Below are 24,852 nucleotides of genomic sequence, written 5' to 3'. Positions count from 1 at the left end.
AAAAGAAATTTATTCTTTAGATACTGTTTTAGGTAGTTTGACAGCCCCAAATGGGTCTTGGACAATGCCTGAGGTGGTTTGATTCAAGCCATTTCTTCCGATGACAGCCATTAACCCCACCTTTCCAGCATCTTCAACTGCAGCCCTTGAGGCTCGAGCGATCTCGTGTGTGAGGGGTGAGCGAGAACTTTTTTCAAATCTTGATTTACAGGTATTTGCTGGTCAGTGCCTCCATATTCGTGGGGAGAATGGCGTTGGCAAAACAAGTCTGTTGCGCTTGCTAACTGGTCTAGCTTCCCCGGAGACTGGCGAGGTTCTTTGGAATGGCAATGCCATTAAAAAAGAAGCTTCGGAATATCACAGCAAGCTCTTATTTTTAGGGCACCGCGATGCTTTGAAAGAGGATCTCAGTGCCCTAGAAAATTTACGTCTGTATGCCGCAATCGATGGCATTACTCTTTCTGAGCAAGATGCTTTTGCCTCCTTATGGCGATTTGGTTTAAAGGGGCGCGAAGATCTGTCTGTGAGTTGCTTATCAGCAGGTCAGAAAAAACGCGTATTGATGGCCCGCATGTTGACGCGACGCGCACAAGTTTGGATTTTGGATGAACCTTTTAATGCCTTAGATGCTCATGCAGTTCAGGAGTTACAAGCATTAATAGCCGAACATCTTGAGAGCAATGGCTTGGTTGTATTGACTAGTCATCAGCCCTTAGCTATTCCTGGTCTGCGAGTGCTGGACCTATGAACGCCTTTATTGCTATCGTCCAGCGCGATCTACTATTAGTAATGCGTCGCAAGAGTGAGGTGCTGACAGCATTATTTTTCTTTGTCATCGTGACTAGCTTATTTCCGCTAGGCATTGGCGCTGATACCGCTTTACTCAGAAAAATTGCCCCAGGCGTGATTTGGGTCGCCGCTTTACTTTCTACCTTGCTTGGTTTGCAGCGAATGTTTGCAGCTGATTATGCAGACGGTACCTTAGAGCAATTGGTCTTATCTCCAAATGCATTTACGTCCTTAGTGTTTGGCAAAATTATTGCTCACTGGTTGGTATGTGGACTACCTTTAGTTTTGCTGGCGCCGGTGATTGGTATTCAGTTTGACCTGGATGCTCAGTCTTTGAAAGTGTTGATGGTGACTTTATTGCTGGGGACACCAGTTTTGTCCTTGTTGGGGTCGATAGGGGCGGCCTTAACTCTAGGAGTGAGAGGCGGCAGCGTCTTGATGAGTCTTTTGATTTTGCCTCTCTATATTCCTGTATTGATTTTTGGCGCAGGTGCCGTGTACGCCAGTAGCGTGGGGCTAGATATCACGGGGCATTTTTCGCTATTGGGCGCGTTATTGATTTTGGCATTAGCATTTGTGCCTTGGGTGAGTGCTAATGCAGTAAAGATTGCAATCGAATGAGTAATGTAAATAATTTATCCTCTAGTCGCATCATGAATTGGTTGAAGTTCTCGAGCCCGAGTACGTTTTATCCGCTCGCTGGAAAAATGATCCCTTGGTTCTGGGCGCTCACGATTATTTTTGGGGTTGCTGGCCTGTGGGTTAGCTTCTTTGTGGCTCCAGTAGATGCTGTACAGGGTCAGGGTTATCGCATTATTTTTGTTCATGTGCCCGCTTCCTGGATGTCGATGTTCATCTATCTAGTGATGGCTGCTTGGGCAGGATTGGGGTTGGTATTTAATACGCGACTATCTGCCATGATGGCGCAGGCCTTGGCTCCCATTGGTGCCTGGATGGCGTTTCTTTCTCTATGGACTGGTGCCTTTTGGGGTAAGCCGATGTGGGGCGCCTGGTGGGTTTGGGATGCACGTCTAACTTCAGAGTTAATTCTGCTCTTTTTGTACCTTGGATTTATGGCGCTGCAAGCCTCTATTGATAATGCGCGCCGTGCCGATAAGGCAGGTGCCATTTTGGCCTTAGTGGGTGTGGTGAACGTTCCCATCATTTATTTTTCAGTGAAATGGTGGAATACCTTGCATCAAGGTGCCTCAGTTTCCTTAACCAAGGCCCCAGCCATGGCTCAAACCATGCTGTGGGGAATGCTCTTAATGGCTTTATGCTTCTGGATGTACTCAATTGCAGTGGGGTTAATGCGTGTCCGCGCCATCATTTTGGAGCGTGAGGCCCATACTGACTGGGTTAAGCAATTAAACGAGGTAAAGCCTTGATGTGGAATAGTCCAGCTGAATTCTTTGCAATGGGTGGTTATGCGCTATACGTATGGTGCAGCTTTGGTGTTTGCGCTTTAGTGCTTCTATTAGAGCCTTTGGCTGTTCGTGCTCGCCACAAGAAAATCGTTCAAAGGCTCCAACGTGAAGTGATGGCGCAGCAGTTTGATCAAAAGGGTAGCAAGTGAAACCAAGACACAAACGAGCTGCCATTATTGTTGGCGCACTCATTGCTATTGGCATTGCGGCTGTGTTGATTTTGAATGCGCTCAATAGCAACATCGCCTTATATGTAACGCCTAGTGAAGTGGCTGCTGGAAAGTCTCCGGCCGGTCAAGTTTTCCGAATTGGTGGCATGGTCAAAGATGGCTCAGTTAAACGAGATGGTTTAACAGTGCACTTTGTGATTACCGACATGGTGAAAGACATTCCAGTTGCGTATACCGGCATTCTTCCGGATTTATTTAAAGAGGGTAAGGGCGCAGTTATTCAAGGTCGCCTTAATCCAGATGGACAATTTATTGCTAGCGAAGTATTGGCTAAGCATGATGAGAACTACATGCCTCCAGAAGCTAAGCATGCCTTGGAGCAAGCTCAAAAAAATGGAAATAAATAATGATTCCTGAGTTTGGGCATTACGCATTAATTCTAGCCTTATGCATTGCGGTCATTCAAGGCATCCTGCCATTGGTTGGCGCACATCAAGGTCGTCGCGAATGGATTTTGTTGGCTAGGCCAGCTGCGCAAACAGTTTTCCTATTGCTTGCTATGGCATTTGTGATTTTGGCCTGGAGTTTTTATACAAATGATTTTTCTGTTCTCTATGTAGCAGAACATTCCAACTCACAGATGCCCGTTATTTACCGTTTGGGCGCTGTATGGGGCGGTCATGAAGGCTCCCTATTGCTATGGATCTTCTTGTTATCTACTTGGACATTTTTAGTCGCCCAGCTCTCTAAGTCGCTTGATGAGTTTATGGTTGCTCGAGTGATTGGCGTCTTGGGCTTGGTCATCACCGGCTTGCTCTTATTTGTCCTGTTAACTTCAAATCCATTTGAACGGCTATTACCTGCTGCGCAAGATGGACGTTCCTTAAATCCACTCTTGCAAGATCCGGGATTAGTATTTCATCCGCCTATGTTGTACATGGGTTATGTTGGGTTCTCGGTTGCATTTGCATTTGCGATTGCCTCTTTATTGTCTGGACGACTCGATGCTGCTTGGGCACGTTGGTCGCGTCCTTGGACAACAGCAGCTTGGGTATTTTTAACTCTCGGTATCGCCTTGGGCTCTTGGTGGGCTTATTACGAATTAGGTTGGGGCGGTTGGTGGTTCTGGGATCCCGTGGAGAATGCTTCATTTATTCCTTGGTTGGTTGGTACTGCCTTGCTCCATTCTTTGGCGGTGACAGAGAAACGTGGTGGCTTTAAGAGTTGGACAGTCCTATTAGCGATTACTGCTTTTTCACTGTCACTCTTAGGAACGTTCTTGGTGCGCTCTGGAGTGCTCACCTCAGTTCATGCATTTGCGACTGACCCTAAGCGCGGTATCTTTATTTTGATTTTCTTGGTGCTGGTGGTGGGCTCTTCCTTGACGCTCTATGCTTGGCGCGCTCCTAAAAGTACGCTTGGCGGCAAGTTCAGCCTAACTTCGCGTGAAACTTTTATCTTGCTTGGCAATGTTTTCTTGGTGGTGTCTGCCGCATCCGTGCTCCTGGGTACGCTTTACCCTCTACTGATTGATGCTTTGCATTTAGGCAAGATTTCAGTAGGGCCCCCATACTTCAACAGCGTATTTGTACCCATCATGATTCCTTTGCTGGTACTCATGGGTATTGGGCCATGGACTAGCTGGAAGAACTCCAATCTCGTGGATGTCATTAAGCGTCTATGGGTTGCAGCATTAATGGCAGTGATTGCTGCAGGTTTAATCCCATTTGCTATGGGTGAATTTACCTGGCTTAGCAGCCTCGGTTTCTTATTGGCATTCTGGGTGATTGCTTCAGGCATATTGCAGATTATTCGCCAAGCAAAAGCAGGTAAACCAACGCGCTCATTTATTGGTATGCAATTGGCACATCTTGGTATAGCGGTTTTCGTCATTGGCGTCACTATGGTGGGTGCTTACCAAGAAGAAAAAGATGTGCGCATGCTGGCGGGAGAAAGTGTCAGCGTTGGCGGCTATCAAATTCAACTTCAAAGCGTCACTGCAGTGCCCGGGCCGAACTATAAGGCAATGCAAGGCACCCTCTTGCTAAGCCGTAACGGAAAGCTGGAAGCCACGATGTACCCAGAAAAGCGTAGCTACTTTTCTTCAACTATGCCAATGACTGAGGCGGCTATTGATGCAGGCCTCACTAGGGATATCTATGTCTCATTGGGCGAAGAGCTCGAAGATAAGGCGTGGGCTATACGTGTCTATTACAAGCCCTTTGTTGATTGGATTTGGGGCGGTTGTTTATTAATGGCTTTGGGTGGCATCTTGGCAATGTCGGATAAACGCTATCGTATTAAATTACGCAAGGCAGCAGCATGAAAGCCAAGTTTTTAATTCCACTGCTCTTGTTTGTCATTTTGGTTGGATTTTTGGCGGTAGGCTTAAATCGTGATCCACATGAAGTGCCTTCACCTCTGATTGGTAAACAAGCCCCTGCTTTTGAGTTGCCCCAACTGGCTGACCCTCAAAAAACCTTTTCACCGGAAAGTATGAAAGGTAAGCCTTGGATTTTGAATGTATGGGCTTCTTGGTGCGTTGCGTGTCGTGAAGAGCACCCGGTTCTAGTTGAGTTAGGTAAGTTACAAGTTGCACCGATTATTGGCTTGGATTACAAAGATAAGCGTGACGATGCGATGGCTATGCTGACGCGCCAAGGTAATCCTTACGTTTTATCTGCATTCGACGCTAATGGACGGGTGGGTATTGATTACGGTGTGTATGGCGTACCAGAGACCTATGTCATTGATAAAGCCGGCGTAATTCGATTTAAACATATTGGCCCAATCACGATGGAATTGCTCAACAAGAAAATTATCCCTTTGCTAGGTGAGCTCAAGTGATTTTGAACAAGCTTTTTCTTTCTACTCTTGCGGCTATTGCTCTGACATGTGCTGGCAATAACGTTTGGGCTAAAGATGCTGTTCCACTTGCGGATGACCCTGTTACCGAGCAGCGCCTCATTGCGATCTCGGAAGAAATGCGTTGCCTAGTTTGTCAGAATGAATCTCTAGCTGGATCACGTTCGGATTTGGCAAATGATCTGCGTCGAGAAATTCGCATTCTCATTCATGAGGGCAAGACGGATGAGCAAATTCGCAACTTTATGGTCGAGCGTTATGGCGATTTTGTTTTATATCGCCCTCCAGTAAAGCCGATTACTTGGCTTCTATGGATAGGCCCTTTTGTTATTTTGCTTGCTGGCATTATCGGTCTGATGGTCTACCTACGCCGAAGAAATCAAAGCGTACCAAGCACTGCCTTATCTGCAGAGGACAACCGTCGTATTGATGCGCTACTTCGGGATGTTAAATCCAGCCCAACAGAAAATGTACATGACTAGTTTTTTAATTTCCGCTCTCCTTTTGTTGATTTTGGTATTGGTGCTTTTGTTGCGCCCGTTATTTTTTCCCGCCAAGGAGTCTGCAACTTCACGTCGTCAAATGAATGCAGCTATTTATCGAGAAGAGCTCGATAAGCTCGAGGCTGATCGTTTAGCGGGCAGGGTGGATGGCGATAGCTATGAACAAACCCATGCAGAAATGCGTCAAAGACTGTTTCAGGATACAGATGAGGCGGATGACCTTGCAGTGTTGGGCTCACCTAAGAAAACCATTATCGGCATCTGCCTTTTTGTGGTGCTACTCTCCGCAGGTTTTTATTTCTATCTTGGCGACGCCACACGCGTAGCTGAAAAGAATGCTGAAGCGCCAATGACGCAAGAGTCTGTCGAAAAGATGGTTGCAGAGTTTGCTGCCAAGATGGAAAAAGAGCCAGATAATTTGAAGGGTTGGGCCATGCTGGCACGCTCTTACCGAATTTTGGGTCGAAATGCTGAGGCTGCTAAGGCTTATGCCCGCGCAGGATCCTTTGTGGATGCTGATCCCCAATTATTGGCTGACTATGCTGATGTATTGGCGGCAAATGCAGATGGCAATTTTGCCGGAAAACCTCAGCAATTGATTAATAAAGCATTGGCACTAGATCCAAATAATTTGCTAGCGCTATGGCTTTCCGGAACGGCTGCCTTTAATGCACAAAACTACAAAGCTGCAGTACAGTCTTGGGAAAAATTGGCAAAGCAATTACCTGCTGATACAGATGAGGCCCGCGCCATTGCAGCCTCCATAGCTGAGGCGCGAAGCAAGGGAGGCTTGGCCCCAGCTAAGGCTCCAGTAATCAGCAATCAAGGTGTAAGTGGGCAAGTAGAGATTGCACCGGAGCTGAAATCCAAAATTCAGCCTGGCGATGTCTTAATGGTGATTGCACGTAAACCTGGTGAGCGTATGCCAGTAGCAGTCCTAAAAACTGCAGTGACTGCATTCCCAATAAATTTTGTTCTGAACGACGCCCTTGCAATGAGTCCCAATGCCTTGATCTCACAATTGCCAGAAGTGTCGGTTGAGGTGCGTATTTCTAAAACAGGTATGGCAATGCCGGAGTCAGGCGATTTGTTATCTGCACCTCAAAATATCAAAGTGGGCACAACGAATGCCCGCCTGATGATTAATCAAGTTAGGCCTTAATTAGCCTCGACCAACAAATGGCATATTGCTTGCCATGATGGTCATTGAGAGAATATTGCTCTCGAGAGGCAGTTGCGCCATATGCAGCACAGCTTGCCCAACGTGATCTACATCCATGAGTGGTTCCACTTTTTTCGAGCCATCGGGCTGCAATATGCCGGCGGCCATGGGGATAGTCATTTCAGTGCCAGCATTACCAATATCAATTTGACCGCAAGTAATATTAAATGGGCGACCATCTAATGCAATAGATTTGGTTAATCCCGTAATTGCATGCTTGGTTGCTGTGTAAGGCGCAGACATCGGGCGGGGTGCATGTGCAGAGATGGATCCGTTATTGATAATTCGGCCCCCTTGGGGTGATTGTGCTTTCATCATGCGAATAGCCTCTTGTGAGCACAGAAAGGCTCCGCAAAGATTGGCATTGACGACATTCATCCATTGCTCGTAGCTCAACTCTTCCATGGGTATTGCTGGAGCACCTACACCGGCATTATTAAAGAGCACATCAATACGGCCAAACTGCTTTTGGATTGCTGAAAATAGTTGTTTTACATCTTCTGGCTTACCTACATCGCAAGCAAGCGCCAAGCTGTTTTGCTGATTCCCGTCAATAGCCTGGATGGCTAGATTGAGTTTCTCAAGATTTCTACCGGTTAAGACAACTTGAAAGCCGCCTGCTAGGAGTGCTTTTGCAGCCGCCTTGCCGATACCCGTTCCAGCTCCCGTAATGAGGGCTACTTTCTTGACGGCTGAGTTCATTCTTGTCCCGATGGTTTCTTGAAAACCCCCATCTTATCCCGAAATAATTCAATTGAATTCATTCCGCTCTTGATCCTTTGGCTCGGGGCATAATGACAAAAAACGAGAAGAATTCTGATGAACTTCATACGCAAAAATATCTATAACCCCATTGCATTTGGCATAGGCTTTTTAATTCTGGTCGCCATACTTTTTGCTACCTTATGGGTTTTGGTGCCTCCACCACCTCGATCGATCGAGTTAGCAACGGGTTTCCCAAATGGCTTGTATCAGCGGTTCGGTGAAAAGCTTCAGGCTGAATTAGCACAGGAGGGGGTATCGCTGAAGTTGCGCACCACTGGCGGTACTAGCGATAACTTGGCTTTATTAAACAACCCTGATTCTGGTGTCGATTTTGCAATGGTCCAGGGTGGTGTTGCTGACCTATCCAAGTATCCTAATTTTGTTTCAATTGCTGGTGTGTTTTATGAGCCGGTATGGGTTTGGTATCGCGACTCTAGTTTCCCAAATGAATCTGGTCGATTGGGATTATTGAGTCAATTAAAAGGTAAGCGCGTTTCTATTGGTAATGAGGGCAGTGGCACCTTGACCTTAGCATCCCAATTGCTTGAAGCAAGTGGCTTAAGTATGAATGATATTCGTGCTGAGAAACTAAAGCCGCTTGATGCATTAGAGAAGTTCAAAAAAGGTGAGTTAGATGTTGTATTTTTAGTCAGCGCTCCTGAAGCCCCTTTGGTTAAAAGTTTTTATGAAACCCCGGGTATTCGCCTGATGAATTTTGAGCAGGCTGAAGCCTATGTTCATTTATTCCCATTTCTTTCTAAGGTAACCGTGCCGCGGGGAGTAGTCAGTATTGCGTATGACTTACCTCGCCAAGACATTCAGGTCTTAGCGGCAACGGCGACCTTGGTGGGTAAGGACGATATCAGCCCTGCTTTAGTGACCTTATTGCTTGGTGAAACCTACGACATTCTCAAAACTTATTCCTATTTGCAAAAGCCAGGAGAGTTTCCATCTGGCGCTGGTCTAGATTTTCCTGTGCACGTTGACGCTGAAATCTACTTGAAAGATGGGCCTTCTTTCTTGCACCGCCACCTTCCTTTCTGGACTGCGGTCTGGATTGGCCGTTTCGCAAAAATTGTGATTCCGCTTCTAGTGATTTTGATTCCATTATTTACTTATATTCCTGCGGCTAAAAATTTGCTCTTGCGATTGAAGTTATCTCAAGTGTATGAGGAGCTCAAGGTGATTGAGCGCAATGCATCTAATCCAGCATTGAAAGATAAGAACTTTAAGGATCTGGATGATATTGAGCGAAGGGTGGGCAATATTAAGGTTTCCATGCTCGATGCCAAAGAGTTATATGACTTAAAAGGCCATGTGGGTGAAGTACGCGTTCGCTTAAATTTACATTCTTAAGTTTTTTGCTGGTAAGAGCCTAAAATAAGCGCATGACTATTTCCAGCCTTTCGCCCCAGTTAACCCCCGTTAAGGAGTTGGCACAATCTTTGAGGGATGAAGGTTTTGCAGTAGTTTGCGCTCAAGATGTGGCACAAATTGCCCATGTTGATCTTGAGCAGTTACTCAGTCTGAATCAGTTTTGGGAGGGTTTGCCACGAGACCCTTACCTTAAGGATGGCGGGAGATATCGTTTTCGTCGCCACTCAAGCTTTGAGATTAAGGGCGATTCCCTCACGATGGTGCCGCATCGTGCGCATTGGCAGTCTGTCAATTACAACGCTTTGCATGGCGGCATTGAGCGTTGGTTCGAGCCTTCGCAGACATTGCTGACAAATAACCCTGCCTGGCAATCACTTTTGCTGGGATTGGCGCACATACTCAATGGCGTTAAGCAGGTGAACACCTGGTTTGTTGAAGCGCACCAATTTCGGATTGATACAACCGATGGAATTGGTCGTCCGACGCCTGAGGGTGCCCATCGCGACGGCGTAGATTTTGTAGCCGTCTTTTTACTCAATCGAGTGGGTATTAAGGGTGGTGAGACGCGTATCTTTGATGCGACGGGCTCTGCTGGCTTACGGTTTACGCTCTCTGAGCCCTGGTCTTTGTTGTTGATGAATGATGAGCGCATGATTCATGAATCCACTCCCATACAGCCATTAGGCCCTCACGGTTATAGAGATACCTTAGTGCTGACCTTCCGCTCGAATGGGTTTCAGGATTCACCAAATCGCAGTCAGCAGTAAACCCTTATGCGCTTTAAACCTACCGGTTACACCCCATTCATGCTCATGGCGCAAACTTGCGCATTGCTGGGCTTCGCTTGCTATGCGGTGGTACTCACTACTTTGCAAGATGAGTGGCGCCTTAGTAATTTGCAGTCCGGGTTAATTGCGAGTGCTTTTTTCTTTGGCTATATGCTAATGGTTCCATTGGCAACCGCGCTGACTGATCGCGTTGATGCCAAAAAAGTCTATCTCATGGGGGGACTTTCAGCGACTTGTGGCTTGCTTGGCATGGGCTTATTTGCCTACAACTTTTGGACTGCCCTGTTTTTCATGGCGCTCAACGGGGCTGGCTTAGCGGGCACCTATATGCCCGGTTTAAAAATTCTGTCGGATCGCATTAAGACTGGTGAGTTGAGTCGCCATATCGCTTTCTATACCGCCTTCTTTGGCATTGGCACTGGGTTTTCATATCTTTGCTCAGGTTGGATATTGGATAGCTTGGGCTGGCGCTATGTTTTTGGCTTTATTGCCTTGGGCCCATTCACTGCTTTATTGATTGTGCTGATATTTATCCCGGCGCTCACTCATGAAAAATGGCATGGACCAATTCGTATTCGATTGCACGATATTTTCCCGGTTGATAAATGGCGCTTAGTCCTACAAGACAAAACAGCTTCAGGATTTATTTTTGGTTACACGGTCCACTCAATCGAATTATTTGCTTCTCGCAGTTGGATAGTTGCTTTTTTTGGCTTCTGTGCGATTGTGACGGGTGAACCATTCTTCGTAACTGCAACTACGATTGCTGGAGTGATTAATTTCTTCGGCGTTCCCGCATCCATTATTGGAAACGAAATTGCATTACGCATTGGTCGTCAGAAATGGATTTTCTTTGTCATGCTGTCTAGCGCAGTATTTGGAGTCTCACTTGCTTTATCAACCGGACAATCCTGGTGGTTAATTATTGCTTTAGCAGTGGGGCATACGATTTTTATCATGGCCGATTCGGCTACTTTGACTGCGGGTTTAGTTGTGAGTGCTCAGGAAAATATTAAAGGTGCTGCAATGGGCCTGCATTCCTTGATGGGTTTTGGAGGTGGTTTACTAGGCCCGGCTATTTTTGGTTTTGTACTAGATTTAACCGGTTCACGTGCCTCACAAATTTCTTGGGTCTGGGCATATGCTGCAGTAGTGATCTGGGGCGTTCTATTTGTTCTGTACGAACGTCGCAATGGCTGGGTAGGTAAGCCCCTCACCCGAAATTAATTATTCTTCATGAGCTCTAGCTTACCCAGCAATAGTTGCTACCACTGTGGAAGTTTTATTCTTCCGGATGACTCTTATGAGGCGGAGTTGGGTGGCATTAATAGAAAATTTTGTTGCGCTGGATGTATGGCAATTGCGCAAACTATTCATGGCGAAGGTCTTGAGGTTTTCTACGCTCGTCGCGCACAGTCCAGCGACAAGCCTGCAGCTTATCTGGCCTCAAATGAAATTCCGGATAGTCTAGCTCCTTATGATGATCCATCTTTGCTGGGGAGATATACCCGACCTAGTGGTGAAGAGGGTAATCTAGAGACGACTTTACGCCTTGAGAAAATTCGCTGCGCTGCTTGTGTTTGGTTATGTGAGCAACATTTACGACGTATTCCTGGTGTTAAAGATGTGCAGATTAACTACGTGAGTCAAAAGGTCAAGGCAGAGTTTTCACCTGAGCAAACTAGCCTGGCACGCTTGCTGTTTGAAGTGGAGCGTATTGGTTATGAAGCCTGGCCATTCGAGCCTTCACTATCGATTGAAAAGTCTAAAAAGGAACGCCGTCAATTGCTCACGCGGCTGGGGGTTGCCTTACTGGGAATGATGCAGGTCATGATGTACGCCTGGCCAAGCTATGTAGGTGATAGTGATATCACTGCCGAGTACGATCTCTTATTGGGTTGGACGAGTTGGGCTCTCACTGTTCCGGTGATGGTTTATTCTGCTGGCCCTATTTTCCAAGCTGCGTGGCGTAGTGTTGCTTCATTTCGGCAAACGCATATGTTGGGCATGGATGTACCCATAGCTTTAGCTTTAGCGCTCGCATTCTCTGCTGGTACTGTGAATCTAGCAACTGGCTCCGGCCAAGGTTATTTTGATTCCATCACTATGTTTGTAGCTTTTATTTTGGCGGCACGCTATGTGGAATTATTAGCGCGTCAAGATGCGCAGGGTGGGGCAGAGGCCTTGGCAAAACAATTGCCAGCCACTTGCGAGCGAGTGCCAAATTACCCCGTTTCCCAGAAAATAGAAATTGTTCCAGTTGTTAATTGCAATCCCGGCGAGGTTCTTCGAGTGCCGCCTGGGGATGTTGTTCCTGCCGATGGTATCTTGATTGAATATGAGAGCGCTCTAGATGAGTCACTGCTCACCGGAGAATCCAAGCCAATTGATAAGAAGATTGGTGATCGTGTTTATGCCGGCACGCACAATATTTTGAATCCCTTGCTCATGAGAATTGATGCGGTAGGTCAAGCAACTCGGATTGCAGGTATTGCCTCACTACTCGATCAAGCATTGCAGGCCAAACCAATCATGGTGAGTCTTGCTGAAAAGTGGGCTGGATATTTCGTTGGATTTCAATTGATTGCTGCTTTTTTATCTTCAGCAATTTGGTGGTACGTAGATCCTAGTAGAGCTTGGACAGTTTTAGTGTCAGTATTGGTTGCGAGTTGTCCCTGCGCTTTATCTCTTGCTGTACCAACGGCAATGGCTGCAGCCCAAGGCGCAGTAACCAAACTGGGTTTATTAATTGTGCGCGGTCACGTGCTAGAAGGGTTGGTTAAGGCTACAGACTTGGTGCTGGACAAAACCGGCACGCTCACGATGGGTCAGCCTGAATTACAAGAAATTCGGATTGCTCGCCCAGAGTTTTCAAGATCGGATGTTCTCAGTCTCGCCGCGTCAATAGAGGCTGGTCAAAAACATCCTCTTGCACTGTCTATATTGCGGGCTGCCGATGCTGAGCATTGCGTCCCAAGAGTTTTATCTGAAGCCGTTACCAATCAATTGGGTAAAGGCCTGAGCTCAGGTGTTTATAGACTAGGAAGTGCAGCTTGGGTTGGCGCTCAACAGATTGAGCAAGAGGGGCAGTATGGTCAAGTGCATTTGTCAGATGAGCAAGGTTTGATTGCGAGCTTTTTATTCTTAGACACTCCAAGAGCGGGTCTTGAGAACTTATTGCTTGCCGCAAAATCTCGCAAGATCACTGTGCATTTAGTTTCTGGGGACAATCCTGCGACGGTGGCATGGTGGGCTCATCATGTTGGCATCAGTAATTTCAAAGGAGCCTGCTCACCGGAAGATAAATGTCACTACATCGAGCATCTGCAAAAAGAAGGTCATTTTGTTTGGGCGATTGGCGACGGTATTAACGATGCACCACTGTTAGCCAGAGCAGATGTCTCTATTGCCGTTGGTGCAGGTGCGCCACTAGCTACAGCGGGTGCGGATGCTATCTTGACTGCAAGCTCCTTGGCTTCCCTAGCTAAATCATTGTTGCTGGCAGATAAGACCCAGCTCATTATTAAGGAAAACTTGATTTGGGCCTTGGTTTACAACTTGCTGGCGATTCCGGCGGCCATGATGGGTTGGGTCAATCCCTGGGTTGCTGGCATTGGAATGTCCTTATCCTCCCTGGCGGTCACATTAAACGCCTGGCGCCTCAGAAAGGCCTAGACTAGAGGGATGGAAAGCCTTTTTCTCTTGATCCCTATTTCACTGCTATTAATTGGCTTGTTGGCCTGGATTTTCTATTGGTCTGTAAAGGCAGGTCAATTTGACGATTTAGAGGGTCCTGGTGAAGCGATCTTGATGGACGACGACACGCCAAAACCTAAAAATGTTAGTGAACACTATCAAAAATAACCATATTTTTTAGACATTTAGCTATTTCACCGAAATAAATCAAGTTTCATAAAGCGTAAATGCACGCATCCTTTTTGACATAGATCAAAACGCACCCCTAGGCTTACTTTGATAATGGCTTCAGTCTATTTGGATTATGTCGCTGTTAGGTCACAAAAAAAGGAGAAACCATGGGACTTACCGTGGGGAACAATCAAGATACCTTCAATTACAAGGTTGTCAGCCAATTTGCCATCGTTACGGTACTTTGGGGAATTGTGGGCATGCTCGTGGGGGTTATCCTCGCAGCCCAGCTCATTTGGCCTGATATTACTTTTAATATTCCATGGTTAAGCTATGGTCGCTTGCGTCCATTGCATACCAATGCAGTGATTTTTGCCTTCGGTGGATCAGCGTTGTTTGCAACGTCTTATTACATCGTGCAGCGGACCTGCCAAGCAAGACTCTTTTGTGACAAGCTAGCGGCCTTCACCTTCTGGGGTTGGCAATTGGTGATCGTATTGGCAGCAGTAACCTTGCCTTTAGGTATTTCTACTTCTAAGGAATACGCTGAGCTTGAGTGGCCAATCGATATTCTGATCACCCTGGTTTGGGTTGCCTATGCAGTGGTGTTCTTTGGCACTGTCATGAAGCGCAAAACAAAACATATTTATGTTTCTAATTGGTTCTTCGGTGCATACATTCTGACCATTGCGATTCTGCATATTTTTAATAATTTAGAAATGCCAGCAAGCTTGTGGAAATCCTATTCTGCATATGCTGGAGTACAAGATGCCATGGTTCAGTGGTGGTATGGCCATAATGCAGTTGGCTTCTTCTTGACTACCAGCTTCTTGGGCATGATGTACTACTTCATTCCTAAGCAAGCTGAACGTCCAATCTACTCATATCGTTTATCCATCGTCCACTTCTGGGCTTTGAACTTTACTTATATGTGGGCTGGTCCTCACCACTTACAACATACTTCTTTGCCTGACTGGACTCAGTCGCTTGGAACTGTGTTCTCAATCATTTTGTTAGCTCCATCATGGGGTGGCATGATCAACGGCATCATGACTTTATCTGGTGCTTGGTTTAAATTGCGCACCGACCCAATCTTGAAATTCTTGGTAGTGGCATTGTCTTTCTACGGTATGTCTACGTTTGAAGGTTCAATGATGTCGATTAAGACTGTGAACAGCTTGTCGCATTACACCGACTGGACAATTGGACACGTACACTCAGGCGCCCTGGGTTGGGTGGCTATGATCACAATCGGCTCTTTGTACTATTTGATCCCACGCTTAGTTGGACAAAAAGAGATGTACAGCACACGCTTAATTGAAGTGCATTTCTGGATTGCTACGATTGGCGTTGTTCTTTACATCGCTGCCATGTGGATTGCCGGAGTAATGCAAGGTTTGATGTGGAGAGCTTTTGAGCCAGATGGAACTTTGACCTATAGCTTCGTCGAATCTGTCAAAGCAACCTTCCCTTTCTACGTGATTCGTTTGTTAGGTGGCCTCTGTTACTTGAGTGGCATGTTCTTGATGGCATACAACGTTTACAAGACTGTTATCGGTAAAGCTTTTGTAAATGCCCCAATTCCACAAACATCTGCAACTGCTCACTAAGGAGAAGAAAAATGTCTAGCGAAAATAAATTCTTTTCCCACGGAACGCTTGAGAAAAACGTTGGCTGGCTAATCATTGCCACCATCGTGGTAGTTTCGATTGCTGGTTTGGTTCAAATTGTGCCCCTGTTTTTTCAGCACACCACAACGGAACCAAGTCCCGGTGTAGCGCCATACACGGCATTACGTTTAGCTGGTCGTGATATCTATCAGCGCGAAGGTTGTGTTGGCTGCCATTCACAGCAGATCCGTACATTGCGTTCTGAAGTAGAGCGTTACGGTCCTTACTCCTTGGCTGGTGAGTCAGTATTTGATCATCCATTCCTCTGGGGCAGTAAGCGTACCGGTCCTGACTTAGCTCGTGTTGGCGCTCGCTACTCTGATGATTGGCATCGTATTCACCTCCGCAATCCGCGTGATGTGGTTCCTGAGTCCAATATGCCTGGATACCCTTGGTTGCAAAAAAATGCTGCCGATGCTTCCTCCATTCAGTCTCATATGGTTGCAATGCGTCGTTTAGGCGTTCCTTACACCGAAGAGATGATTGCAGAGGCTCCTAAGGAGTTGGAAGGCAAGACTGAAGAAGATGCATTGATTGCTTACCTTCAGGGCTTGGGTGTCAATCGTCGTTACATCATCGTTGATGAAGTTGTAGCGAAATAATCACCAAGGTTATTAATTTAAAACTATATAAATCAAATGGAACAGATCACAGCTTATCTCTCCGCTTTTTCAACAGTCATTGGACTCGTCTTTTTTGTTGGGATTGTTTGGTGGGCTTGGTCTCCAGGTAGAAAGTCGGCTAATGAAGAATCAGCTGAACTTCCATTTGATCTTCCAGATGAATTTAGTAAGGACAAATCATGAGTGACTTTTTTAATAACGGTTGGAGCAACTACATCGCGCTGGTTTCATTAGTCGGTATTGTTTGGTGTATCTGGCTTTTGTTTTCTCAGCGTAAAGCTAAGGTAGTTCACACAGCCGATGGCGCAGTAGCTGATACTGGACATGTCTGGGATGACAATTTGCGCGAACTCAATAATCCATTGCCGCGTTGGTGGATGTGGATGTTCTTGTTCTCTTGCATCTTTGGATTGGTTTACTTGGTTTTGTTCCCAGGCTTAGGCTCATTCCCTGGCGTTGTGGGTTATTCCACTGACGGTGCTTTGATGAGCTCTATGACAGAAGCGAATGATGAGTTGAAGCCGGTATATGCCAAGTACGTGAAGATGGATATTGAGCAAGTGGCAGCAGATCCTAAGGCTCGTGAGATGGGTCAACGCTTGTTCCTGAATTCTTGTGCTCAGTGCCATGGTTCAGATGCGGGTGGTGCAAAAGGCTTCCCGAATTTGACTGATGGCGACTGGCTCTATGGCGGTTCCCCAGAAAATATCAAAACTACATTAATTAATGGCCGTGCAGGTGTCATGCCTCCATTCCCACAGCTTGATGCCAAGCAAATCGTGGATGTGGCTAACTATGTACGTAGCCTTTCAGGTTTGCCTGCGGATGACTTAAAAGCAGCACGCGGTGCAGAAGTATTTAAGTCCAATTGCGCGGCTTGTCACGGTGCGGATGGCAAAGGCAATATCGCTTTAGGTGCGCCGAACTTGACGGATAAGACTTGGTTGTATGGTGGATCAGAGGCAACGATTGTTGAGACTGTGACTAAAGGTCGCATGGCAATGATGCCTTCCCAAGACAAAGTATTGAGTCCTGAAAAAATTCATCTCTTAACTGCTTATGTTTGGGGCTTGTCAAACAACAAGACTGCGACAGCTAAATAAACAGTGTCAGATCATTCGCCGGTTGGGAAGCCTATTCCTATTGATGTCATAGAGGAATCTCTTTACGAGGTCCGGCGAAAGATTTACCCTCGTTCTGTAAGCGGGCTATTCGCCCGTTGGCGCTTCATCTTAGTATTTGCAACGCAATTATTGTTTTATGGCTTGCCTTGGGTCAGCTGGAATGGCCGTCAAGCCGTACTCTTTGATTTAATTCAGCGTAAGTTTTATATCTTTGGCTTAGTGTTGTGGCCACAGGATGTGATCTATCTCACGCTCCTCTTGATCCTTTCCGCACTAGCCCTTTTCTTATTTACCGCCATCGCCGGTCGATTATTTTGTGGGTACGCTTGTCCGCAAACTGTCTATACCGAAATCTTCATGTGGATCGAGCGTAAGGTTGAGGGCGATCGTTTTGCTCGTATTCGCTTAGATGGCGAAGAGTGGCCATGGAGTATTCGCAAGTGGCGCCTCAAAATCACCAAGCATTTCCTATGGCTACTAATTGCCTTCTGGACTGGCTTTACTTTCATTGGCTATTTCACGCCAATTGAAACCCTTGCTACGGCTATCTTGCATTTATCGCTAGGGCCATGGCAAACCTTTTGGTTGTGTTTCTATAGCTTTGCAACATGGGGCAACGCTGGTTTCATGCGTGAGCAGGTTTGTAAATACATGTGTCCGTATGCACGCTTCCAAAGCGTCATGGTTGATAAAGATACTTTTTTAGTTACCTACGATAAGGTTCGCGGTGAACCACGAGGTAGTCGTAGTAAGTCCGCTGATCATGCCACTCTGGGTTTAGGTGATTGCGTAGATTGCAGTATTTGCGTGCAGGTCTGCCCAACCGGCATTGATATTCGTGATGGCTTGCAATACATGTGTATTGGTTGTGGGGCTTGCATTGATGCCTGCGATCAAGTGATGGAGAAGGTGGATTATCCAAAAGGTTTGATTCGGTATACAACTGAGCGCGCTATTGAGGATAAAGAAACCAATCAAAGTGCAATACGCCATATTTTGCGTCCCCGCGTATTGATTTACATGGCTTTCATTACAGTGCTTACAAGTGCCTTCCTGGTTTCTTTGCTTACCCGTAATCCATTACGGGTAGATGTGATGCGTGACCGCGGGGCATTGGCTCGAGAGGTGGATGGGGTTCGTATTGAGAATATCTACCGCATTCAGATCATGAACGCTTCTGAAAATAGTATGAAAGTGCAGTTAAAGGCAACTGGGTTGGATGACTTGAGAATTCTGAACTCCCAGGGGCAACTTGTTACTGAAGTTGAAGTAAGTCCAGCCAGCAATCTATTGATTCCGGTTAAAGTAAGTACAACTGTTGGTGCGCACGAGCCTGGTAACTACCCAATTCATTTTGATGTGATTGGCCAAGAGATGTCTGGTAATGAGTTAGTCACCAGAGTGCGCGATGAAAAATCCAGCTTTATTGTTCCCCGCTAAGCTAGATAGCAAAAGATGGAGAGGATGAATATGTCAGAACATGAAACAAATAAGCCTTGGTTTAAACAGCTCTGGCCCTGGTTACTAATTAGCGGCCCAGCAGTAGCTGCGATTGGCTGTGTGATTACTATTTATTTGGCCGTTAATCTGTATTCAGATAAGCCGGTGCGTGATGGCGTTGTTAAGCGCGGACTGAAAGTAGAGCAACTCAAAGTAGAGCAGGATCGCAAATGAAGTACCGTCTATTTATTTGGATCATGTGGCCATCATTTTTGGTTTCAATTTTGGCTGAAGGCTTGCTCTTTAGTATCGTGCATCCTGCTGAGCTATTATTTTTTGGTTATCACCCAAACATTTCCGATGAAGGTATTTACACCATTGGATTTTTTGTCATTTGGATATTTTGCTCATTCTCAAGTGCTTTAACTGCCTATATCCTGCCTGGTATTGATGCAGATGGGACCAAGGGTTCCGACCGCGGCTTGATTTAAAGCTGGTATTGCTTAAGCGCTGATCGGCTTGATTTGAACGGCACGGTCTGGGTTGGGGATGCTGGCTAATTCATAAAGGCCATCCATATCGATCAACTTGATATGACGTTGCTTAATTTGAATCAGGCCTGATTCAGCAAAGCGGGAGAGCATACGGCTAACCGTTTCAATCTGGATACCTAAGTAGCTACCAATTTCTACGCGACTCATGCGTAAATCAAACTCATTATTGAGATAGCCACGGGCAGCTAGGCGTTGAGAAAGATTCAATAAGAAGGCTGCTAAGCGCTCTTCGGCACGCAAGCTTCCCAATGACAGTAGGTGGCGTTGATCTTGTGTGAGTTCACGGCTCAAAATGCGGTGGAACTGTTTCTGCAGTACTGGAATTTGACGTGCTAAATCTTCAAAGGCTTCATAGCGAATGATGCAGACTTCACTTTCTTCAAGTGCTATCGCTTCAGATTGATAGCTACCCTCACCAATCCCATCAAGCCCCAGGATCTCCCCTGGAAGGTGAAAGCCAATCACTTGTTGACGCCCATCTTCGAGGCCATACTCAGTCTTTAGTGTTCCAAAACGAACGCTATAAACTGCAGACAGTGGGTCACCATGACGGTAGAGGCTTTCCCCTTTTTGTAGGTGCACTCGCTCTTTTACAAGGGTATCGATCTTGGCAATATCACTTGGACTGATCCCGACTGGCAGGCAAAACTGACCCAGTACGCAGACTGAGCATTTGCTACTTGGGACATCTGAGTTGGTGTAATTCATATTGGATCTAGTTACCAGATCAGTTTATTCTACTCGGATAATGTTCAATTTTCATATTTCCCTGCAGTGCTGGGAGTCTAAATGTTGACTTCCAGCCTTCTCTTGGCCGTCTTTTTGGGGGCGCTTGTCAGCGGGTGGCACTGTGCCTTAATGTGTGGCGGAATAGCAGCTGCGATTGAGCGCCAAGGAGACTCTCGGGAGGCGGTTTTTACCCCATTACAAAGTAAATCTGAGCTGTTTTATCTTCAACTCATCATGCACTTCGGGCGCCTGACGACCTATGTTTTATTGGGGGCCGCCGCCGCTTGGGCTGGAGCCGTTCTTTGGCAGCAAAATGTGGTGCCGATTCAGCGCCCCTTGTTTGCTTTTACGTCACTCATTTTGTTGGTGATGGGCTTGCGTCTTTTGCGCCAGAGATCGAATAGCCCCCTATTGCTTGGAAAGTGGCTTGGTGTCCGGGTCGCTGGCTACTGGGCTAAATATTTAGGGAGTTTTACAGGTCGTACATCCCGATGGTTCAGTGGCATGGTGTGGGGGCTAGTTCCATGCGGTCTGGTCTACAGTGTTTTGCCGCTTGCTTTTCTATCGGGAGATGTCTTAACGGGGGCTGGACTCATGCTGGCATTTGGATTGGGCACGTTGCCCAATCTCTTGCTGATCTCTAAATTTTCGGCAGCATTGACCCAATTTGGCCAATACATTTGGGTGAGATATATTGCTGCAGGGCTCCTATTATCTGCGGGAATATTTGGTCTTTATCGCGCCTGGTATTTGCCTGAAGCTTTGCTCAAGGGTGGCTTTTGTATTAGTTAATGCGATTGACTGATTGCTGCGGCAATACCGTGTTGTAAGTCTGGGTAGATACCATCATCAGGCAATCTTTCAAGGAGACCGCCTCGGACCGCCATGTCATAAGGCTGATGTAGCAGGCCACAAATCAGGAGCTTGATGCCCCTAGATTTGCAGGTTGCCTCCAGCTCGAGTAGGGCATCCATTCCAGAAACATCAATATAGATTACGTTCTTTAAATCTAGCACCAATGCTTTTGAGGGTAACTCGTTTTCAATATTCTCCAGAATTTTTACCGCTCCGAAAAAGATGGCGCCATAGATTCTGAATACAGCAACGCTGCCTTGGTGTTGCTGAAGTTCAGGAAAGTCGACGGCACTTGCTGATTCATAGCGAGATAAGCTGGAGATGCGATAGATGAAAGTAATAAATGCTAAGAGCAGGCCCACTTGGATGGCAACGGTGAGGTCGAGAATGATAGTCAGAAAAAATACACTCAACATGGTCATGCGATAAGGCAGGCGAAATTGTTTAAGATCTGCAAACTTTCTCCACTCACCCATGTTCCAAGCAACAAACATGAGGATGGCAGCCAGACTAGCTAAGGGAATATTTTTTGCGAGCGGAGCCCCAAACAAAATAATGAGGAGCAAGGTTAGCGAATGCACAATGCCGGCAATTGGCGTGCTAGCGCCACTCTGAATATTGGTCACTGTTCTTGCAATGGTTCCGGTGGCTGGCATCCCACCAAAAAACGGAGTAACCAAATTAGCAACGCCTTGAGCCATGAGCTCTTGGTTGGATTCGTGCCGATCATGAATGAGTCCATCCGCAATACGGGCACATAAGAGTGACTCAATTGCACCAAGTAAGGCAAGCGTGATGGCAGGTGCAATGACAAACTGCGCAGTGCTCCAGCTGATAGGAATCCATTCAAAGCTAGGGAGTCCTGATGGAATGCCACCAAAACGACTGCCGATCGTATCCACCGGAAGATTGAATACACTGGTGATAACGGTAGCCAGCGCCATTGCAATTACCGTTCCTGGCATTTGACTCAGATAGCCAAGATGTTTTTGAAAAGCCCTCCAGATAATTAAAAGAACAAGACTCCCCATCGATAACATTAGAGCGATTGGATTTACTGTATCGGCGGCAGCATAGAGAGTCTGAACTGCCTGAAAAAATTCAGCAGGTATCTTGGTAATTTGTAGGCCAAAAAATTCTTTGACTTGAGATAAACCAATCAGTACAGCGATGCCGTTAGTAAATCCAATAATGACAGCCACTGGAATGAATCGAATTAATGTCCCGAGGCGAAAGACTCCCATGAGAAATAAAAACACTCCAGACATGGCAGTCGCCAAGAGTAAATTGGCAATCCCATAATGATCAACAATGCCGTACACAATCACAATGAATGCGCCAGCTGGCCCACCAATTTGCACGCGGCTACCACCCAATAGAGAAATGAGTCCACCCGCGATAATGGCGGTGAAAATACCCGCTTCTGGCTTAAGTCCACTAGCAATTGCAAAAGCCATTGCCAAAGGCAATGCAACCACACCAACCGTAATGCCTGCTAATACGTCTTTACTGAAAAGGGCGCCGTTGTAGCCCTTAAAAGCATCGAGTAGTTTTGGGTGAAAGAGATTCATTGGAGAAAGATTCTTAGGCTATACGACTGCTAACCCAGTAGGCAATGGTGGTAGATAGTGCCGTTACTGCTGAGCCCCAAGCAATATCCACAAATGCTAATCGCATGGGGAAGTCGCGGATGACGGCGAGGTTGGTGAGGTCGTAAGTCATGTAGCAAAAGAAGCCAAATAGGGCGCCATATTGCGCTGCATACAGCCAAGACTGTTTTGAGATTGCTGGCAGAATGACAAAAATCGATGCGCCAAGAGCGTACAGTAGATAAAAGCCAAGTCCAGCCAGTCGCTTGGGTTCGCTGGCCATAAGTGAACCCATATCGTCGCGGTAGAGGTTTTTGGCTATGCCAAGCAACCATATCAAATCAATGACGACCAAGGATAGTAAAAATGAAAAATACACCGCTAAGTACTTGAGCAATTCAGTTTCCTTTTTATGCTTTTACAGACAGGTAATAAGGATTATGATGGAATGAAAGGCATTAGGGTTTAATTTAACAGGAGTCAATATGTTCAAGCACTTATTAGTACCAGTTGATGGTTCAGATGTGAGTAAAAAGTCATTAAAGAAGGTTGCCGAGCTCGCTAAGGCAGATAAGGCTGCTGTGACATTGGTTTATGTTTCTGACCCAATGCCGCCGATGGTGTATTCCGATAGCACTATGGGTTATGGCATCTCTCAAAAAGATCATAAGAAAGTGTGCGAGGCATTCGCTGCTGATGTCTTTAAAAAAGCCGCTATTGCTTTGGGCGCCGGCATTAAAGTCAATACGCTTCATATCGCCGATAGCAATTTATCTGAAGGTATTTTGGAAGGCGCTAAGAAGGCCAAGGCTGATGTCATTGTGATGGCATCCCATAAACGTACCGGTATCAAGGGTGTTTTGTTGGGCAGCGAAACCCATGAGGTAATCGTGCACTCCAAGTTGCCTGTATTGGTGCTCGGTTAGTGCTAATTTAATAGCTGACGCTGAAAACAGAAAGGAGCCTGATCGGCTCCTTTTTTCATTTCTAACTTGATTAAATAAAACGCTACTCAATTCTTGAGAGGTGTACCTAGCAATAAAATTTCTCGAGTGAGTAGACCACTATCACTGTCACGCATATTCCACAGATCCAATTCAGTTTTAGCACCATAGGGATCAACATAGACCCCATCTTTTCTTAATTCAAAGTGTAGGTGAGGGCCGGTAGAGCGTCCAGTCGATCCAACATAGCCAATTTCTAGACCGCGTCGCACTTCGTTACCCACCTCGAGCTCGGCGTTGTAATTACTTAAGTGTGCGTAGTAAGTGCGATAGTTCCCGGGATGCTCAAGGATGATGAGGTTGCCAAATGCGCCGCTAAAGCCTAAATGCACGACCTTGCCAGTAGCTACGCTAAAAATAGGCGTCCCAATTGGTGCAGAATAATCAATTCCCATGTGGGTGCGATACCGTTGCTTTGGCGCTGCCACAGCCGCATTTGCGCCTTTAGATGGAGCCACCTTTTTGCTAGAAGCTCTCACACTACCAACACCTCTAGAAATGCGTCGATAGCTCAGGGGGTTTGTCCAGAAGGTGCGTTCAATTGACTCTCCACTGGCAGTATAAAAACCACCGGGGATATCTCGTCTCTCAACCCAAAATGCGCTGGAAAAGACTTCGCCAGATGCTGGGTCAATAATTTCAGCTGCCCATATTTGTGCCCAGCGCTCCTTGTCGCCAAAGTCCACAATTAATCGCACTATGCTGTTGGTGTTTTCAAGGGCGCTGTTCTCTTCTGGGTAAATCTGTTTAATCACAGAATTCAATTCCCAAATGAGTTCCACGGGCAATTTATCACCTACTTTTTTGGGATCATATAAGACATCGCTCAGTGGTAATTGAATTTCAGTAAAGCGCTTGGATTCATCTTTTAAATAATCTTGCTGAATCAAAAAACTACCGGCAGCTGAAGGAGTGAAAGTCCAAATCTCTGTCTTCGCATCCTGAATAGGGCCGTTCATGATGCTCAGTGATTCAAAGCGATTACGACTTCCCAGAGCCAGGGCGTAAGGAATGCAGTTGCTCCGCATCCGATCAAAAAATCCTTTGGTTTGGGATTTAAAGAATTCATTCAAGTTGCGATCGTTAAGACCGAGATTCTCAGGGAGGTTTTCTTCGTTATAGCTACGACGTAGACAGCCACGCTGAACGCGGTAATCTAGATTTGAGTTACCTTCACTGCTGTACACGCCCTCAATCCGTTTAAATAACTCGGGATTGAGGCTCATGCTTTTAGAGGATTGATTGAGCGAGCCACTATTTACTTTGAGGCCGGCTTGCTTATTATTTTGAACTACGACCTTTTGCTTTACTTGGGGCGCTTTGCTATTTTGACTTGTAGTTTGTGCCAGCGCACTAGAGACGAGTTCCAACCCTGGCAGTTGAATCAGGCCAACTAGGGTAAATCCAATTACTTTAATTACCCCTTTCAAAAAGAGGGGCCGCTCATCGACATTTTTCTTCACACCCCAATTATCCAATATTGTCCTGACA

28 protein-coding genes are annotated in these 24,852 nt (G+C 46.3%); 23 read left to right on the top strand and 5 right to left on the bottom strand.

What is annotated here, in order from left to right:
- Positions 1–100 precede the first annotated feature (100 nt).
- The 9 genes from ccmA to ccmI are packed head-to-tail and all read left to right on the top strand — an operon-like array spanning position 101 to position 6,916.
- Positions 101–748, top strand: coding sequence for a cytochrome c biogenesis heme-transporting ATPase CcmA (ccmA, locus tag FD971_RS07840; protein WP_215333778.1), 648 nt, complete (start codon positions 101–103; stop codon positions 746–748).
- Complete coding sequence (gene ccmB, locus FD971_RS07835; protein ID WP_215333777.1) at positions 745–1,410, top strand: heme exporter protein CcmB; 666 nt, start codon at positions 745–747, stop codon at positions 1,408–1,410. The genes ccmA and ccmB overlap by 4 nt, the downstream gene beginning before the upstream one ends.
- Positions 1,407–2,177, top strand: a complete 771-nt coding sequence (gene ccmC, locus FD971_RS07830) for a heme ABC transporter permease CcmC (RefSeq protein ID WP_215333775.1) — start codon at positions 1,407–1,409, stop codon at positions 2,175–2,177. The genes ccmB and ccmC overlap by 4 nt, the downstream gene beginning before the upstream one ends.
- Complete coding sequence (gene ccmD, locus FD971_RS07825) at positions 2,177–2,365, top strand: heme exporter protein CcmD (protein WP_215335301.1); 189 nt, start codon at positions 2,177–2,179, stop codon at positions 2,363–2,365. The genes ccmC and ccmD overlap by 1 nt, the downstream gene beginning before the upstream one ends.
- On the top strand, positions 2,362–2,793 hold the full coding sequence (ccmE, locus tag FD971_RS07820) for a cytochrome c maturation protein CcmE (protein ID WP_215333773.1): 432 nt from the start codon (positions 2,362–2,364) through the stop codon (positions 2,791–2,793). The genes ccmD and ccmE overlap by 4 nt, the downstream gene beginning before the upstream one ends.
- The gene (locus tag FD971_RS07815; protein ID WP_215333772.1) at positions 2,793–4,712 is read left to right on the top strand and encodes a heme lyase CcmF/NrfE family subunit; all 1,920 of its coding nucleotides are present in this window, start codon (positions 2,793–2,795) and stop codon (positions 4,710–4,712) included. The genes ccmE and FD971_RS07815 overlap by 1 nt, the downstream gene beginning before the upstream one ends.
- Positions 4,709–5,233 carry a DsbE family thiol:disulfide interchange protein gene (locus FD971_RS07810; protein WP_215333770.1) on the top strand — a complete coding sequence of 175 codons (525 nt, stop codon included), beginning with the start codon at positions 4,709–4,711 and terminating at the stop codon, positions 5,231–5,233. Before FD971_RS07815 ends, FD971_RS07810 begins: the two co-directional genes overlap by 4 nt.
- Before the next feature lie 35 nt (positions 5,234–5,268).
- Positions 5,269–5,733, top strand: coding sequence for a cytochrome c-type biogenesis protein (locus FD971_RS07805; RefSeq protein WP_215335298.1), 465 nt, complete (start codon positions 5,269–5,271; stop codon positions 5,731–5,733).
- Positions 5,726–6,916 carry a c-type cytochrome biogenesis protein CcmI gene (gene ccmI / locus FD971_RS07800; protein ID WP_215333769.1) on the top strand — a complete coding sequence of 397 codons (1,191 nt, stop codon included), beginning with the start codon at positions 5,726–5,728 and terminating at the stop codon, positions 6,914–6,916. Before FD971_RS07805 ends, ccmI begins: the two co-directional genes overlap by 8 nt.
- Here the strand turns inward: ccmI and FD971_RS07795 are convergent, their stop codons facing one another.
- The gene (locus tag FD971_RS07795) at positions 6,917–7,690 is read right to left on the bottom strand and encodes an SDR family oxidoreductase (RefSeq protein WP_371743076.1); all 774 of its coding nucleotides are present in this window, start codon (positions 7,688–7,690) and stop codon (positions 6,917–6,919) included.
- A 105-nt stretch (positions 7,691–7,795) separates the two neighbouring features.
- Between FD971_RS07795 and FD971_RS07790 the strand changes: the two genes are divergently transcribed.
- The 12 genes from FD971_RS07790 (at position 7,796) to FD971_RS07735 (ending at position 19,121) form a co-directional block, all read left to right on the top strand.
- Positions 7,796–9,097 carry a TAXI family TRAP transporter solute-binding subunit gene (locus FD971_RS07790; RefSeq protein ID WP_215333767.1) on the top strand — a complete coding sequence of 434 codons (1,302 nt, stop codon included), beginning with the start codon at positions 7,796–7,798 and terminating at the stop codon, positions 9,095–9,097.
- 32 nt (positions 9,098–9,129) lie between these two features.
- The gene (locus FD971_RS07785) at positions 9,130–9,885 is read left to right on the top strand and encodes a 2OG-Fe dioxygenase family protein (protein ID WP_215333765.1); all 756 of its coding nucleotides are present in this window, start codon (positions 9,130–9,132) and stop codon (positions 9,883–9,885) included.
- Between the two features lie 6 nt (positions 9,886–9,891).
- The gene (locus FD971_RS07780; protein ID WP_215333764.1) at positions 9,892–11,133 is read left to right on the top strand and encodes an MFS transporter; all 1,242 of its coding nucleotides are present in this window, start codon (positions 9,892–9,894) and stop codon (positions 11,131–11,133) included.
- A 9-nt stretch (positions 11,134–11,142) separates the two neighbouring features.
- The gene (locus tag FD971_RS07775) at positions 11,143–13,581 is read left to right on the top strand and encodes a heavy metal translocating P-type ATPase (protein WP_215333763.1); all 2,439 of its coding nucleotides are present in this window, start codon (positions 11,143–11,145) and stop codon (positions 13,579–13,581) included.
- A 9-nt stretch (positions 13,582–13,590) separates the two neighbouring features.
- Complete coding sequence (gene ccoS / locus FD971_RS07770) at positions 13,591–13,770, top strand: cbb3-type cytochrome oxidase assembly protein CcoS (protein WP_215333762.1); 180 nt, start codon at positions 13,591–13,593, stop codon at positions 13,768–13,770.
- 170 nt (positions 13,771–13,940) lie between these two features.
- Positions 13,941–15,383 carry a cytochrome-c oxidase, cbb3-type subunit I gene (gene ccoN, locus FD971_RS07765; RefSeq protein WP_215333761.1) on the top strand — a complete coding sequence of 481 codons (1,443 nt, stop codon included), beginning with the start codon at positions 13,941–13,943 and terminating at the stop codon, positions 15,381–15,383.
- A gap of 11 nt (positions 15,384–15,394) precedes the next feature.
- Positions 15,395–16,045, top strand: a complete 651-nt coding sequence (gene ccoO, locus FD971_RS07760) for a cytochrome-c oxidase, cbb3-type subunit II (RefSeq protein WP_215333759.1) — start codon at positions 15,395–15,397, stop codon at positions 16,043–16,045.
- A gap of 36 nt (positions 16,046–16,081) precedes the next feature.
- Positions 16,082–16,249 carry a cbb3-type cytochrome c oxidase subunit 3 gene (locus FD971_RS07755; RefSeq protein ID WP_114653815.1) on the top strand — a complete coding sequence of 56 codons (168 nt, stop codon included), beginning with the start codon at positions 16,082–16,084 and terminating at the stop codon, positions 16,247–16,249.
- On the top strand, positions 16,246–17,169 hold the full coding sequence (gene ccoP / locus FD971_RS07750) for a cytochrome-c oxidase, cbb3-type subunit III (RefSeq protein WP_215333758.1): 924 nt from the start codon (positions 16,246–16,248) through the stop codon (positions 17,167–17,169). Before FD971_RS07755 ends, ccoP begins: the two co-directional genes overlap by 4 nt.
- Positions 17,170–17,172: 3 nt before the next feature.
- Positions 17,173–18,630, top strand: coding sequence for a cytochrome c oxidase accessory protein CcoG (ccoG, locus tag FD971_RS07745; protein WP_215333757.1), 1,458 nt, complete (start codon positions 17,173–17,175; stop codon positions 18,628–18,630).
- Between the two features lie 30 nt (positions 18,631–18,660).
- Positions 18,661–18,864, top strand: coding sequence for a FixH family protein (locus FD971_RS07740; RefSeq protein WP_215333755.1), 204 nt, complete (start codon positions 18,661–18,663; stop codon positions 18,862–18,864).
- Positions 18,861–19,121: a hypothetical protein gene (locus FD971_RS07735; RefSeq protein ID WP_215333753.1), complete on the top strand. Its 261-nt coding sequence runs from the start codon at positions 18,861–18,863 to the stop codon at positions 19,119–19,121. The genes FD971_RS07740 and FD971_RS07735 overlap by 4 nt, the downstream gene beginning before the upstream one ends.
- Positions 19,122–19,133: 12 nt before the next feature.
- On the opposite strand, the gene FD971_RS07730 is transcribed toward FD971_RS07735, so the two are convergent.
- A complete protein-coding gene (locus tag FD971_RS07730; protein ID WP_215333751.1) occupies positions 19,134–19,892 on the bottom strand; it encodes a helix-turn-helix domain-containing protein in 759 nt (252 codons plus the stop codon).
- 81 nt (positions 19,893–19,973) lie between these two features.
- Between FD971_RS07730 and FD971_RS07725 the strand changes: the two genes are divergently transcribed.
- Positions 19,974–20,705, top strand: coding sequence for a sulfite exporter TauE/SafE family protein (locus FD971_RS07725; protein WP_215333749.1), 732 nt, complete (start codon positions 19,974–19,976; stop codon positions 20,703–20,705).
- On the opposite strand, the gene FD971_RS07720 is transcribed toward FD971_RS07725, so the two are convergent.
- The gene (locus FD971_RS07720) at positions 20,702–22,339 is read right to left on the bottom strand and encodes a SulP family inorganic anion transporter (protein WP_215333747.1); all 1,638 of its coding nucleotides are present in this window, start codon (positions 22,337–22,339) and stop codon (positions 20,702–20,704) included. The two genes, FD971_RS07725 and FD971_RS07720, sit on opposite strands and share 4 nt — an antisense overlap.
- A 13-nt stretch (positions 22,340–22,352) precedes the next feature.
- Complete coding sequence (locus tag FD971_RS07715; RefSeq protein WP_215333745.1) at positions 22,353–22,754, bottom strand: DUF2177 family protein; 402 nt, start codon at positions 22,752–22,754, stop codon at positions 22,353–22,355.
- A gap of 88 nt (positions 22,755–22,842) precedes the next feature.
- Between FD971_RS07715 and FD971_RS07710 the strand changes: the two genes are divergently transcribed.
- Positions 22,843–23,283 carry a universal stress protein gene (locus FD971_RS07710; protein ID WP_215333743.1) on the top strand — a complete coding sequence of 147 codons (441 nt, stop codon included), beginning with the start codon at positions 22,843–22,845 and terminating at the stop codon, positions 23,281–23,283.
- Between the two features lie 86 nt (positions 23,284–23,369).
- Here the strand turns inward: FD971_RS07710 and FD971_RS07705 are convergent, their stop codons facing one another.
- Positions 23,370–24,824: a M23 family metallopeptidase gene (locus FD971_RS07705; RefSeq protein WP_251368609.1), complete on the bottom strand. Its 1,455-nt coding sequence runs from the start codon at positions 24,822–24,824 to the stop codon at positions 23,370–23,372.
- Positions 24,825–24,852: the final 28 nt, after the last annotated feature.

This window comes from Polynucleobacter sp. AP-Ainpum-60-G11, assembly GCF_018688375.1.
Classification (GTDB): domain Bacteria; phylum Pseudomonadota; class Gammaproteobacteria; order Burkholderiales; family Burkholderiaceae; genus Polynucleobacter.
This window is presented reverse-complemented; position numbering and strand designations above follow the sequence as displayed.

Coding starts and splice junctions, on each gene's coding strand:
- ccmA (WP_215333778.1), top strand. CDS start 101: ATGACAGCCATTAACCCCACCTTTCCAGCATCTTCAACTGCAGCCCTT.
- ccmB (WP_215333777.1), top strand. CDS start 745: ATGAACGCCTTTATTGCTATCGTCCAGCGCGATCTACTATTAGTAATG.
- ccmC (WP_215333775.1), top strand. CDS start 1,407: ATGAGTAATGTAAATAATTTATCCTCTAGTCGCATCATGAATTGGTTG.
- ccmD (WP_215335301.1), top strand. CDS start 2,177: ATGTGGAATAGTCCAGCTGAATTCTTTGCAATGGGTGGTTATGCGCTA.
- FD971_RS07815 (WP_215333772.1), top strand. CDS start 2,793: ATGATTCCTGAGTTTGGGCATTACGCATTAATTCTAGCCTTATGCATT.
- FD971_RS07810 (WP_215333770.1), top strand. CDS start 4,709: ATGAAAGCCAAGTTTTTAATTCCACTGCTCTTGTTTGTCATTTTGGTT.
- ccmI (WP_215333769.1), top strand. CDS start 5,726: ATGACTAGTTTTTTAATTTCCGCTCTCCTTTTGTTGATTTTGGTATTG.
- FD971_RS07790 (WP_215333767.1), top strand. CDS start 7,796: ATGAACTTCATACGCAAAAATATCTATAACCCCATTGCATTTGGCATA.
- FD971_RS07785 (WP_215333765.1), top strand. CDS start 9,130: ATGACTATTTCCAGCCTTTCGCCCCAGTTAACCCCCGTTAAGGAGTTG.
- FD971_RS07780 (WP_215333764.1), top strand. CDS start 9,892: ATGCGCTTTAAACCTACCGGTTACACCCCATTCATGCTCATGGCGCAA.
- FD971_RS07775 (WP_215333763.1), top strand. CDS start 11,143: ATGAGCTCTAGCTTACCCAGCAATAGTTGCTACCACTGTGGAAGTTTT.
- ccoS (WP_215333762.1), top strand. CDS start 13,591: ATGGAAAGCCTTTTTCTCTTGATCCCTATTTCACTGCTATTAATTGGC.
- ccoN (WP_215333761.1), top strand. CDS start 13,941: ATGGGACTTACCGTGGGGAACAATCAAGATACCTTCAATTACAAGGTT.
- ccoO (WP_215333759.1), top strand. CDS start 15,395: ATGTCTAGCGAAAATAAATTCTTTTCCCACGGAACGCTTGAGAAAAAC.
- FD971_RS07755 (WP_114653815.1), top strand. CDS start 16,082: ATGGAACAGATCACAGCTTATCTCTCCGCTTTTTCAACAGTCATTGGA.
- ccoP (WP_215333758.1), top strand. CDS start 16,246: ATGAGTGACTTTTTTAATAACGGTTGGAGCAACTACATCGCGCTGGTT.
- FD971_RS07740 (WP_215333755.1), top strand. CDS start 18,661: ATGTCAGAACATGAAACAAATAAGCCTTGGTTTAAACAGCTCTGGCCC.
- FD971_RS07735 (WP_215333753.1), top strand. CDS start 18,861: ATGAAGTACCGTCTATTTATTTGGATCATGTGGCCATCATTTTTGGTT.
- FD971_RS07730 (WP_215333751.1), bottom strand. CDS start 19,892: ATGAATTACACCAACTCAGATGTCCCAAGTAGCAAATGCTCAGTCTGC.
- FD971_RS07725 (WP_215333749.1), top strand. CDS start 19,974: ATGTTGACTTCCAGCCTTCTCTTGGCCGTCTTTTTGGGGGCGCTTGTC.
- FD971_RS07720 (WP_215333747.1), bottom strand. CDS start 22,339: ATGAATCTCTTTCACCCAAAACTACTCGATGCTTTTAAGGGCTACAAC.
- FD971_RS07710 (WP_215333743.1), top strand. CDS start 22,843: ATGTTCAAGCACTTATTAGTACCAGTTGATGGTTCAGATGTGAGTAAA.